At 54.0% G+C, this 11,874-nt stretch carries 11 protein-coding genes; all 11 read right to left on the reverse strand.

Going from position 1 to position 11,874, the window contains the following annotated elements; translation table 11 throughout:
- Window positions 1–7: 7 nt before the first annotated feature.
- Window positions 8–433 carry a colicin uptake protein TolR gene (gene tolR / locus JT31_RS05990; RefSeq protein ID WP_008456166.1) on the reverse strand — a complete coding sequence of 142 codons (426 nt, stop codon included), beginning with the start codon at window positions 431–433 and terminating at the stop codon, window positions 8–10.
- Between the two features lie 13 nt (window positions 434–446).
- Window positions 447–1,133: a Tol-Pal system protein TolQ gene (gene tolQ, locus JT31_RS05995; RefSeq protein ID WP_038474561.1), complete on the reverse strand. Its 687-nt coding sequence runs from the start codon at window positions 1,131–1,133 to the stop codon at window positions 447–449.
- Window positions 1,130–1,534: a tol-pal system-associated acyl-CoA thioesterase gene (gene ybgC, locus JT31_RS06000; protein WP_008456156.1), complete on the reverse strand. Its 405-nt coding sequence runs from the start codon at window positions 1,532–1,534 to the stop codon at window positions 1,130–1,132. The genes tolQ and ybgC overlap by 4 nt, the downstream gene beginning before the upstream one ends.
- A 148-nt stretch (window positions 1,535–1,682) precedes the next feature.
- Window positions 1,683–1,976 (reverse strand): cyd operon protein YbgE, encoded by a 294-nt coding sequence (ybgE, locus tag JT31_RS06005; protein WP_038474565.1) that lies wholly within the window; start codon window positions 1,974–1,976, stop codon window positions 1,683–1,685.
- Window positions 1,976–2,089, reverse strand: a complete 114-nt coding sequence (cydX, locus tag JT31_RS23005; protein WP_008456153.1) for a cytochrome bd-I oxidase subunit CydX — start codon at window positions 2,087–2,089, stop codon at window positions 1,976–1,978. The genes ybgE and cydX overlap by 1 nt, the downstream gene beginning before the upstream one ends.
- Window positions 2,090–2,102: 13 nt before the next feature.
- Window positions 2,103–3,242: a cytochrome d ubiquinol oxidase subunit II gene (cydB, locus tag JT31_RS06010; RefSeq protein ID WP_038474568.1), complete on the reverse strand. Its 1,140-nt coding sequence runs from the start codon at window positions 3,240–3,242 to the stop codon at window positions 2,103–2,105.
- Window positions 3,243–3,257: 15 nt separating this feature from the next.
- Window positions 3,258–4,826: a cytochrome ubiquinol oxidase subunit I gene (gene cydA / locus JT31_RS06015; RefSeq protein ID WP_038474571.1), complete on the reverse strand. Its 1,569-nt coding sequence runs from the start codon at window positions 4,824–4,826 to the stop codon at window positions 3,258–3,260.
- Between the two features lie 820 nt (window positions 4,827–5,646).
- On the reverse strand, window positions 5,647–6,519 hold the full coding sequence (gene sucD, locus JT31_RS06020; RefSeq protein ID WP_038474574.1) for a succinate--CoA ligase subunit alpha: 873 nt from the start codon (window positions 6,517–6,519) through the stop codon (window positions 5,647–5,649).
- Window positions 6,519–7,685, reverse strand: coding sequence for an ADP-forming succinate--CoA ligase subunit beta (gene sucC / locus JT31_RS06025; RefSeq protein ID WP_038474577.1), 1,167 nt, complete (start codon window positions 7,683–7,685; stop codon window positions 6,519–6,521). The genes sucD and sucC overlap by 1 nt, the downstream gene beginning before the upstream one ends.
- 98 nt (window positions 7,686–7,783) lie before the next feature.
- Window positions 7,784–9,010: a 2-oxoglutarate dehydrogenase complex dihydrolipoyllysine-residue succinyltransferase gene (odhB, locus tag JT31_RS06030; protein ID WP_038474580.1), complete on the reverse strand. Its 1,227-nt coding sequence runs from the start codon at window positions 9,008–9,010 to the stop codon at window positions 7,784–7,786.
- Window positions 9,011–9,025: 15 nt separating this feature from the next.
- Window positions 9,026–11,833, reverse strand: coding sequence for a 2-oxoglutarate dehydrogenase E1 component (sucA, locus tag JT31_RS06035; RefSeq protein WP_038474583.1), 2,808 nt, complete (start codon window positions 11,831–11,833; stop codon window positions 9,026–9,028).
- Between the last annotated feature and the right edge of the window lie 41 nt (window positions 11,834–11,874).

The raw sequence follows: 11,874 nt of genomic DNA on the forward strand, positions 1-11,874 counted from the left end.
AAATGGATCAGATTGGCTGTGTCATCAAACCGACGGACTTCACGCCCGCCTGATGCAACAGATTCAGCGCCTTGATGATCTCGTCATACGGAACATCTTTTGCACCGCCGATCAAAAAGACCGTTTTAGGATTTGCCTGCAGGCGGCGCTGCGCTTCCGCAACAACCTGCTCTGACGGCAGCTGATCCATACGATCTTTTTCAACCACTACGCTGTACTGCCCTACCCCGGACACTTCGATAATGACCGGCGGCTCATCGTTACTGCTGACGGTCTGGGAATCTGTCGCATCCGGCAGATCCACCTCGACGCTCTGGGTGATGATCGGCGCCGTTGCCATAAAGATCAGCAGCAGCACCAACAGCACGTCCAGCAATGGAACGATGTTAATTTCTGACTTCAGCTCACGACGACCACGTCCGCGTCTGGCCATGACTTACCCCTTGTTACTGCTTTTCGCTGCTGGTAAAAGCCTGACGGTGCAGGATAGCCGTGAACTCTTCCATGAAGTTGTCGTAATTCAATTCCAGTTTGTTCACGCGTTGGTTCAGGCGGTTGTACGCCATAACGGCCGGAATAGCGGCAAACAGACCAATCGCAGTCGCAATCAGCGCTTCAGCAATACCCGGTGCAACCATTTGCAGCGTTGCCTGCTTCACCGCACCGAGGGCGATAAACGCATGCATGATCCCCCACACCGTACCAAACAGACCGATGTACGGGCTGATGGAACCAACGGTGCCAAGGAAAGGAATATGGGTTTCCAGCGTTTCCAGCTCGCGGCTCATTGAGATACGCATCGCACGGGATGCTCCCTCAACCACGGCTTCTGGCGCGTGGGTGTTTGCGCGATGCAGACGCGCGAACTCTTTAAAACCGGAATAGAAAATTTGCTCAGAACCGCTCAGGCTTTCGCGACGGCCCTGGCTTTCCTGATACAGGCGAGACAGTTCGATCCCGGACCAGAACTTGTCTTCAAACGCCTCAGCTTCACGGCTGGCGGCATTAAGGATACGCGTTCGCTGAATGATGATTGCCCATGATGCGATGGAAAAACCAATCAAAATCAACATGATAAATTTGACCAGAAGGCTAGCCTTCAGGAACAAATCAAGGATATTCATGTCAGTCACTGCTTGAACTCCGCGACAATAGACTTGGGAAGCGCACGAGGCTTCATAAGGTGTGGATCAACACAAACAATCAGCACTTCAGCTTGGTTCAGTAACTGATTTTCAGCGTTGACTATTCGCTGCGTAAACACCATAGAAGTGCCGCGCATCGATGTAATTTCACTTTGGATTTCGAGTAAATCGTCGAGTCGGGCAGGCGCAAGATAATCAACGGTCATCCTGCGTACGACAAAGGCGACACGCTCCGCCAACAAGGAATGCTGGTTAAAGTTGTGCTGGCGCAGCATCTCTGTGCGTGCTCTTTCGTAAAAAGCAACATAACTGGCATGGTAAACCATACCCCCGGCGTCTGTGTCTTCGTAGTAAACACGAACCGGCCATCGAAACAGCGTTGTACTCACTTTACATCCCGGTAATACAATTTAACGCTGCTTACTATACGCAAGAGAATGAGGGTTTGGAATGGATTGTTTTAAACGTTAAGTAAATTTTTATGGGCTTGTTAAAGCCCATAATTTCTGCATCGTGCGGGGGAATGCGCGACGGCATTCAGAAGAAGAAAAATAGCAGTCCAGCGATGAGCACTAAATCGGCAATCAGCGGGCAGAAAATACCCTGCCAAAGTACTTTGGTTGGGCGGAAGCCCACGCCGTGAACGATCCCGGCACAAACGCCCCACATCAGCAGGAAGCCGTGCCAAATCTCCAGCTCACTCGTTTTCGCGGCGAAACGAGACGGGTCCCAAAAAATGCACCCTGCCAGCACCAGCGCCATCACTAAGGAAAGAGCCCGCAAGGGGCTCTTGTCCATTACCGCGTATAGTTTCGCGATAACGTATTCCATCAGTGCTCTTCTTTTCCGGCTTTGCTCGCCTCAACGTGCTCGAGAGCCAGCGCGGTAATAATCCCGAATGCACACGCGAGAAGCGTGCCCAGAATCCATGCAAAATACCACATAATCAGCTCCTTATTAGTACAGAGAGGTGGAGTTGCTTTCGATGTGCTCTTTGGTGATACGACCGAACATTTTCCAGTAACACCAGGTGGTGTAGAGAAGAATGATGGGTACGAACACGATAGCAACATAGGTCATCACATTCAGCGTCAGCTGGCTGGATGTCGCATCCCACATGGTCAGGCTAGCGTTCATCATGGTGCTGGAAGGCATCACGAACGGGAACATAGCAATACCGGCGGTCAGGATCACACAGGCCAGCGTCAGTGAGGAGAAGATGAACGCCAGAGCGCCCTTCTCCAGACGAGACATCAGAATGGTCAGCAGCGGCAACACAACGCCCAGCGCAGGAATTGCCCACAGGCCTGGCATATTGTTGAAGTTAACCATCCAGGCACCGGCCTGACGCGCGACTTCTTTAGTCAGCGGGTTAGAGGCAGCATGATGATCCAATACGGAGGTCACAACGTATCCATCGATGCCGTAAACCACCCAAACGCCTGCCAGTGCGAAGCAAACCATCATTACCAGCGCGGCAATCTGAGCCGCCGCTTTAGCACGCAGATGTAACTCACCGACGGTACGCATCTGCAGGTAGGTTGCACCCTGAGCAACAATCATCGACACGCTGACAACGCCGGCCAGCAGGCCAAACGGATTCAGCAGCTGGAAGAAGTTACCGGTGTAGTAGAGACGCAGATATTCATCTACGTGGAACGGCACGCCCTGCAAGAGGTTGCCGAACGCCACGCCAATGACCAGCGGCGGCACAAAGCTCCCGATGAAAATGCCCCAGTCCCACATGTTACGCCAGCGGGTATCTTCAATCTTCGAACGGTAGTCGAAACCTACCGGGCGGAAGAACAAAGAAGCCAGCACCAGAATCATCGCCACGTAGAAGCCGGAGAAGGCTGCGGCATAGACCATTGGCCAGGCGGCAAATAACGCACCACCGGCGGTGATCAACCAGACCTGGTTACCGTCCCAGTGTGGCGCAATGGAGTTCACCATAATGCGGCGCTCAACGTCGGTACGACCAATCACGCGTGACAGCATGCCCACGCCCATGTCGAAGCCGTCGGTGACGGCGAAGCCAATCAGCAGGACGCCGACCAGCAGCCACCAGATAAAACGCAATACTTCATAATCAATCATTTGACGACTCCTGTCTTAGCGTGCCGGCTGAGAAGCCACGTTGGACTGCTCAAAGTGATAGCGTCCTGTTTTCAGACTGCTCGGCCCAAGGCGAGCAAATTTGAACATCAGGAACAGCTCCGCCACCATAAACAGCGTGTAAAGGCCGCAAATCAGTATCATGGAGAACAGCAGGTCACCCACGCTTAGCGAAGAGTTGGCCACTGCCGTCGGCAGAACCTCACCTACCGCCCACGGCTGACGGCCGTATTCAGCCACAAACCAGCCGGACTCGATTGCGATCCACGGCAGCGGAATACCGTACAGCGCGGCGCGCAGCAGCCATTTTTTCGAACCGATGGCGTTGCGGGTTACGGTCCAGAAGGAGGCAGCAATAATGAACAGCATCAGGAAGCCACAGCCCACCATGATACGGAACGCGAAGTACAGCGGTGCCACGCGAGGAATAGAGTCCTTGGTCGCTTTCTGAATCTGCTCTTCGGTCGCGTCGGTGACGTTTTCCGTGTAGCGCTTCAGCAGCAGGCCATAGCCAAGGTCTTTCTTCACATGGTTGAAGTCATCACGCACGCTTTGATCGGCAGAGCCTTTACGCAGCTGCTCGAGCAGGCTGTACGCCTTCATCCCGTTACGGATACGTTCTTCGTGCTGCACCATCAGCTCTTTCAGGCCGGTAACCTGCTTATCAACGGAGCGGGTAGCGATAAGCCCCAGCGCGTAAGGGATCTGGATAGCAAAGCGGTTTTCTTGTTTATCCTGGTCAGGAATACCAAACAGGGTAAAGGCAGCCGGCGCGGGCTGGGTTTCCCATTCGGCTTCAATTGCGGCAAGTTTGGTTTTCTGCACGTCACCCATTTCATAACCGGACTCATCACCCAGCACGATAACGGAGAGAATGGCGGCCATACCGAAGCTCGCCGCGATGGCGAAGGAGCGCTTCGCAAACGCGAAGTCACGGCCTTTCAGCATGTAGTAAGAGCTGATACCGAGCACAAACATCGCGCCACACACGTAGCCGGATGCCACGGTATGAACAAATTTAACCTGCGCAACCGGGTTCAGGACCAGCTCGGAGAAGCTGACCATTTCCATACGCATCGTTTCGAAGTTGAAGTCGGAAGCGATAGGGTTTTGCATCCAGCCGTTGGCGACCAGAATCCACAGTGCGGAGAGGTTAGAGCCCAGCGCCACCAGCCAGGTGACGGCCATGTGCTGAACTTTGCCGAGACGATCCCAGCCAAAGAAGAACAGACCAACGAAGGTGGATTCGAGGAAGAATGCCATCAGGCCTTCGATAGCCAGCGGCGCACCGAAGATATCCCCGACGTAGTGAGAATAGTAAGACCAGTTAGTCCCGAACTGGAACTCCATGGTTAAACCGGTTGCCACCCCCAGCGCAAAGTTGATTGCAAACAACTTGCCCCAGAATTTGGTCATATCTTTATAAATCTGCTTACCTGACAGAACGTAGACCGTTTCCATGATGGCCAGCAAAAACGCCATACCGAGCGTTAATGGCACAAACAGGAAGTGGTACATCGCGGTCAAGGCAAACTGTAAGCGCGACAGTTCGACAATATCAAACATCTTGACTCCTTGCTCTTCGCATGAAGACTTCGACTGTGGTTCACCGGGAGGTTTGCCACAAGCATGCCCTAATACAAATACATTCGCTTCCAGACCCCTTTTTATCGCCCACTTTATTCAAATGTGAAATCAAAAGGTGAAAGGTTACAAACACGTTAATAAAATCAAAAATAACCCGTAATTATATTACCCTGCAATTCCCTTACAATAAACAGGTCTTTGCTTAATGTTTTTTACGTTTTACGACGGCGATCAATTTATAGCTAAAACACCGTGACTCGGCCAGTTTGATCTACAGCAATTTTGCCCCTTTATATCCCGTAATGCCAGCTTTAAACATTGATCCAAAACAATTTACACCGGTAATGTTAATTATTTTTCAATGGAGAATTAATCGTGAAATTGTTGTTAACGATATGTTTTAGCGCTTCGCTTTAGGTTAATTACATGCGCCGTATTCTCAACATTAAGCGGATATCTAAAGGCTTTCCTTAAATTGCCCCCCCGTCTGCCGCATCATCTTTACAATATTAATGACGCCCGTTCTTTCATGATTTTGATGCCTTCCTTTTATTATTCACAAATAATTCACCTTTAATATGAATCAAATTAACAAATCATTATTTTTTATAAGGTTACAGCGTGAAAATATCGCTTAATGAAATTATTCAGGAAAAAAATACAAGAGAGGAAAAGCACAGCTCAGCGGGGGACGAACCAAAGGCCTGAAGAAGCAAACATAAAAAAAGGCCACCCAGGGTGGCCAACCATGTCGAACACTTATTATTACTGTTTCCCCCGCTTACACGGGGGCATCTGCTTACTGCGGCAGAATAGCTTTCAGCGCGTCGCCAATGTCGGCGAGGCTGCGAACGGTTTTCACCCCAGCGGCTTCCAGAGCAGCGAATTTCTCATCCGCAGTCCCCTTCCCGCCCGCGATGATGGCGCCAGCATGGCCCATACGCTTGCCTTTTGGCGCGGTTACGCCGGCAATGTAGCCCACAACAGGTTTGGTCACGTGCTCTTTAATATAAGCCGCCGCTTCTTCTTCTGCGCTCCCGCCGATTTCACCGATCATCACGATGGCTTCGGTTTTCGGATCTTCCTCGAACATCTTCAGGATATCAATGAAGTTGGAGCCAGGAATCGGGTCACCGCCGATGCCGACGCAGGTCGACTGGCCGAGGCCGATGTCGGTAGTCTGCTTAACGGCTTCATAGGTCAGCGTCCCGGAACGGGAAACGATGCCCACTTTGCCCGGCAGGTGAATGTGGCCCGGCATGATGCCGATTTTACATTCGCCTGGGGTGATAACGCCCGGGCAGTTAGGCCCGATCATGCGCACGCCTGCTTCATCCAGCGCAACCTTCACGGTCAGCATATCCAGCGTAGGGATACCTTCGGTGATGGTGATAATCAGCTTGATGCCTGCATCAATCGCTTCCAGGATGGAGTCTTTGCAGAACGGGGCTGGAACATAGATAACGGAAGCGGTCGCGCCGGTAGCGTCTACGGCTTCACGCACGGTATTGAATACCGGCAGGCCCAGGTGCTCAGTGCCGCCTTTGCCTGGCGTCACGCCGCCAACCATTTGCGTCCCGTAGGCAATCGCCTGTTCGGAGTGGAAAGTCCCCTGGCTGCCGGTAAAGCCCTGGCAAATTACCTTGGTGTTTTTATCGATCAAAATGGACATTATTTCCCCTCCACGGCAGCAACAACCTGCTGTGCTGCGTCCGTCAGACTTTTCGCTGCAATGATGTTCAGGCCGCTATCCGCCAGCTTCTTCGCGCCCAGTTCGGCGTTGTTACCTTCCAGACGTACCACAACCGGCACGTTAACGCCCACTTCGGCTACCGCGCCGATGATGCCGTCGGCAATCAGGTCGCAGCGTACGATACCGCCGAAGATGTTCACCAGAACGGCTTTCACTTTGTCGTCTGACAGGATGATTTTGAAGGCTTCGGTCACGCGCTCTTTGGTCGCACCGCCGCCCACGTCAAGGAAGTTAGCCGGCTCACCGCCGTGCAGCTTAACGATGTCCATGGTGCCCATTGCCAGGCCCGCACCGTTAACCATACAGCCGATGTTGCCGTCCAGCGCAACGTAGTTCAGTTCCCACTGTGCAGCCTGAGCTTCACGCGGGTCTTCCTGAGACTGGTCGCGCATTTCACGCAGATCCGGCTGGCGGAACAGCGCGTTGCCGTCAGCGCCCAGTTTGCCGTCGAGGCAGATCAGGTCGCCCTGCTTAGTGATAACCAGCGGGTTGATTTCGATCAGCGCCAGATCGCGCTCGAGGAAAATCGCCGCCAGCCCCATAAAGATCTTAGTGAACTGCTGAACCTGTTTACCTTCCAGACCCAGTTTGAACGCCAGCTCACGGCCCTGGTAAGGCATTGGCCCTGCCAGCGGATCCAGCGCTACTTTGTGGATCAGGTGCGGGGTTTCTTCCGCCACTTTTTCGATTTCCACGCCGCCTTCGGTGGAAGCCATGAAGACTACGCGGCGAGAGCTACGGTCAACAACCGCGCCCAGGTAGAGCTCTTTGTCGATGTCGGTCGCAGCTTCAACCAGAATCTGGTGAACCGGCTGGCCGTTTGCATCCGTTTGATAAGTTACCAGGCGTTTGCCCAGCCAGTGCTCAGCGAAAGCGCGAATATCTTCTTTGCTGTTAACCACTTTCACACCGCCCGCTTTACCGCGGCCACCGGCATGAACCTGACATTTCACCACCCAAGGACCCGCGCCAATTTTAGAGGCGGCTTCTTCCGCTTCACGCGGTGTGGTGCAGGCGTAACCGACGGGTGCCGGTAAACCATACCGAGCAAACAACTGTTTCGCCTGATATTCGTGTAAGTTCATGAGTTCTATCCATCCAGATAAAGAGCATTAACGCTCGGGGTAAGGTTAGATTTGGTTGTAGGGGCGGGTGTCAAAGCACCCGCCAGAGTCTTATTTGACTACACGTCCAGCAGCAGACGAGTTGGATCTTCCAGCAGCTCTTTAATAGCGACCAGGTAACCCACGGACTCGCGGCCATCGATCAGACGGTGATCGTAGGAGAGCGCCAGGTACATCATCGGCAGGATCTCTACTTTACCGTCAACCGCCATTGGGCGGTCTTTGATGGCGTGCATGCCCAGAATCGCGCTCTGCGGTGGGTTGATGATTGGTGTAGACATCAGGGAACCGAAGACGCCGCCGTTGGTGATGGTGAAGTTACCGCCGGTCAGCTCTTCTACGGTCAGCTTGCCGTCACGGCCTTTCACCGCCAGCTCTTTGATGCGTTTTTCGATGTCAGCCATACCCAGGGTATCAACATCTTTCAGCACTGGCGTCACCAGACCACGCGGGGTAGAAACCGCGATGCTAACGTCGAAGTAGTTGTGGTAAACCACGTCTTCACCGTCGATGGAAGCGTTCACTTCCGGATAGCGTTTCAGCGCTTCAACCACGGCTTTAATATAGAAGGACATGAAGCCCAGACGCACGCCGTGACGTTTTTCAAACGCTTCACCGTACTGCTTACGCAGTTCCATGATTGGCTTCATGTTCACTTCGTTGAAGGTTGTGAGCATGGCGGTGGAGTTTTTCGCTTCCAGCAGACGCTCGGCCACGCGCTTACGCAGGCGGGTCATCGGCACGCGTTTTTCGCTGCGGCCAGCCAGTGGAGCAACCGGCGCCTGAGAAGCCTCTGCGGCTTTCGCCTGTGCAGGCTGTTTCGTTTTTGCTTCGCTCAGGTGTTTTTCAACGTCTTCGCGAGTGATACGGCCACCCACGCCGCTGCCTTTGATAGCGCTGGCGTCGAGGTCATTTTCTGCGATCAGACGGCGGATAGCCGGGCTGAGGGCATCGTTATTCTGCTCTTCCAGAGAAGCCTGCTGACGCTGAGCCGGGGTAGACTCTTTGCTGTCAGACTTGACGGAGGTTTCTTTCCCGCCGCTGTTGCCTTCACGCAGGCGACCCAGAATCTGACGAGAAGTCACGGTCGTGCCTTCGTCTTCCAGTACCGCTTCCAGAATGCCGTCCGCAGAGGCCGGGACTTCCAGCACCACTTTGTCAGTTTCGATTTCAACCAGCACTTCGTCACGTTTGACGCTGTCGCCCGGTTTTTTATGCCAGGTTGCCACTGTCGCGTCGGCTACGGACTCAGGCAGGTCAGGAACTAGAATATCTACGCTACTCATTATTTATCCTTTAATTTATTCGACGTTCAGCGCGTCATTAACCAGATCTTGCTGCTGCTTCTGGTGAACGGACATATACCCTACCGCCGGAGAGGCGGAGGCCGGGCGACCTGCATAACGCAGGGCAGACCCAAACGGAATCACTTCGCGGAGGTGGTGTTGGCTGCAGTACCAGGCGCCCTGGTTCAGCGGCTCTTCCTGGCACCAGACAAAATCATGCACGTGAGCGAACGGTTTCAGCGCTTCCTGTACCGCCTGATGCGGGAACGGATAGAGCTGCTCGATACGCACAATCGCCACATCCTTCTGGTCGTTTTTACGACGCTGCTCAAGCAGGTCGTAGTAAACCTTACCGGAACACAGTACTACACGCTTCACGCCTTTAGGATCCAGTTCGTCAATCTCACCAATTGCCGGCTGGAAAGTGCCGTTGGCCAGTTCGTCGAGGCTGGAAACCGCCAGCGGATGGCGCAGCAGAGATTTCGGTGACATCACTACCAGCGGACGGCGCATCCCGCGCAGCGCCTGACGACGCAGCATGTGATAAACCTGAGCCGGCGTAGACGGGACACAAACCTGCATGTTCTGCTCGGCGCACAGCTGGAGGTAACGCTCCAGACGCGCGGAGGAGTGCTCCGGACCCTGACCTTCATAGCCATGCGGCAGCAGCATTACCAGGCCACACATACGGCCCCATTTCTGCTCGCCGGAGCTGATGAACTGGTCAATCACGACCTGAGCACCGTTAGCGAAGTCCCCGAACTGGGCTTCCCAAATGGTCAGCGTACGTGGTTCTGCCGTGGCGTAACCGTATTCAAAGGCCAACACCGCTTCTTCAGACAGTACGGAATCCCAGACTTTGAAAATGCCCTGGCTGTTATGCACGTGCGCCAGCGGCGTATAGGTAGAACCGTTGCTCTGGTTATGGATAACCGCATGACGGTGGAAGAAGGTACCGCGCCCCGCATCTTCACCGGACAGACGGACGGACACGCCCTCGTCTACCAGCGTGGCGTAAGCCAGGTTCTCCGCTGCGCCCCAGTCGAACAGCTTGTTACCGTTCGCCATTTCCTGACGATCGCCGTAAATTTTAGCCACGCGAGACTGCATCTCTACGGCTTCCGGCACGGTGCTGATGCGCTTAGCCAGTTCCTGCACGCGCTTCATCTCAACCTTGTTCGGGTAGCTTTCGTCCCACTCGTGGTTGAGGTACGGCGACCAGGTAAAGGAGTGCATGTTCATCGGACGCCATTCGTTGACGACGCATTCACCGGCATCCAGCGCATCGCGGTACAGATTCACCATTTCGGTAGCATCTTCCAGCGTGGCCAGCTTGTCCTGCTCCAGCTTGTCGGCGTAAATCTTACGTGGGGTCGGATGTTTTTTGATTTTCTGGTACATCACAGGCTGAGTTGCGCTTGGCTCATCAGCTTCGTTATGACCGTGGCGACGGTAGCAAACCAGGTCGATAAACACGTCGCGTTTGAAGGTATTACGGAAATCCAGCGCCAGACGAGTCACGAAGGCAACCGCTTCCGGGTCGTCCGCATTCACGTGGAAAATCGGCGCCATCACCATCTTACCGATATCGGTACAGTACGGCGTGGAGCGAGCATCCAGCGGGTTAGAGGTGGTGAAACCAATCTGGTTGTTGATAACGATACGTACGGTACCGCCCACTTCGTAGCCACGCGCTTTAGACATGTTCAGGGTTTCCTGAACCACGCCCTGCCCGGCTACGGCGGCATCACCGTGGATGGTGATCGGCAGAACCTGATTGCTGCCTGGCTTATCCAGACGATCCAGGCGCGCACGCACGGAACCGATAACCACCGGGCTAACGATTTCAAGGTGAGACGGGTTAAACGCCAGCGCCAGGTGAACCAGGCCGCCTTCGGTTTCCACGTCGGAAGAGAAGCCCATGTGGTACTTCACGTCACCGGTGCCGAGGTGCTCTTTATGTTTACCGGCAAATTCGTCGAACAGATCCTGCGGTTTTTTACCCAGAACGTTGATCAGCACGTTAAGACGACCGCGGTGCGCCATACCCAGCACCACTTCGCGCGTGCCGCTCTTACCGGCATGGCGAATCATCTCTTTGAGCATCGGAACCAGCGCGTCGCCGCCTTCCAGCGAGAAGCGTTTCGCCCCGGGGAATTTGGCACCCAGGTAACGTTCCAGACCTTCTGCTGCAGTCAACTCGCTCAGGAAGCGTTTTTTCTCTTCCGGCGTAAAGGTTGACTGGCCCACCACAGATTCAATGCGCTGCTGGATCCAGCGTTTCTCTTCTGTGTTGGTAATGTGCATGTATTCGGCGCCAATAGAGCCGCCGTAGGTTTGTTGCAGAGCGTCAATCAGATCCGCAAGCTTCATGGTTTCTTTGCCGCCGGCAAAAGACCCCACGTTAAAGCTCTGCTGCAGATCCTCATCCGTCAGATTGTGGAAAGCCGGATCCAGATCGGGAACGGATTCTTGCTTCCACAGGCCAAGCGGATCGAGGTTTGCTGCCTGATGCCCGCGGAAACGCCAGGCGTTGATCAGCTGCAGAACCTTAACTTGCTTAACGTCAGTGTCAGGATCGGTGATTGCGGTGGAGTAACGTGAGGCATCCTTCGCCAGACGACGGAAATAATCACGCGTTTTTGAATGGAATTGATCCGGTCTCGCTCCGGTGCCAGCTAACTGCTGGAACATGCTGCGCCAGTGCGCATCAACAGAGTCAGGATCGGTTAAGAAGTCTTCATAGAGCTGCTCTATGTAGGACTGGTTTGCGCCCGCCAGCCAGGAAGAGTCCAGCCAGGGCTTCATCGCGCCGTTCTGCATCGTGATCCCTTAAGCAAATTTATGCTTATTTCGCCGTGGAT

Source organism: Cedecea neteri, assembly GCF_000757825.1.
Classification (GTDB): domain Bacteria; phylum Pseudomonadota; class Gammaproteobacteria; order Enterobacterales; family Enterobacteriaceae; genus Cedecea; species Cedecea selenatireducens.

Coding starts and splice junctions, on each gene's coding strand:
- tolR (WP_008456166.1), bottom strand. CDS start 433: ATGGCCAGACGCGGACGTGGTCGTCGTGAGCTGAAGTCAGAAATTAAC.
- ybgE (WP_038474565.1), bottom strand. CDS start 1,976: ATGGAATACGTTATCGCGAAACTATACGCGGTAATGGACAAGAGCCCC.
- cydX (WP_008456153.1), bottom strand. CDS start 2,089: ATGTGGTATTTTGCATGGATTCTGGGCACGCTTCTCGCGTGTGCATTC.
- cydB (WP_038474568.1), bottom strand. CDS start 3,242: ATGATTGATTATGAAGTATTGCGTTTTATCTGGTGGCTGCTGGTCGGC.
- cydA (WP_038474571.1), bottom strand. CDS start 4,826: ATGTTTGATATTGTCGAACTGTCGCGCTTACAGTTTGCCTTGACCGCG.
- sucD (WP_038474574.1), bottom strand. CDS start 6,519: ATGTCCATTTTGATCGATAAAAACACCAAGGTAATTTGCCAGGGCTTT.
- sucC (WP_038474577.1), bottom strand. CDS start 7,685: ATGAACTTACACGAATATCAGGCGAAACAGTTGTTTGCTCGGTATGGT.
- odhB (WP_038474580.1), bottom strand. CDS start 9,010: ATGAGTAGCGTAGATATTCTAGTTCCTGACCTGCCTGAGTCCGTAGCC.
- sucA (WP_038474583.1), bottom strand. CDS start 11,833: ATGCAGAACGGCGCGATGAAGCCCTGGCTGGACTCTTCCTGGCTGGCG.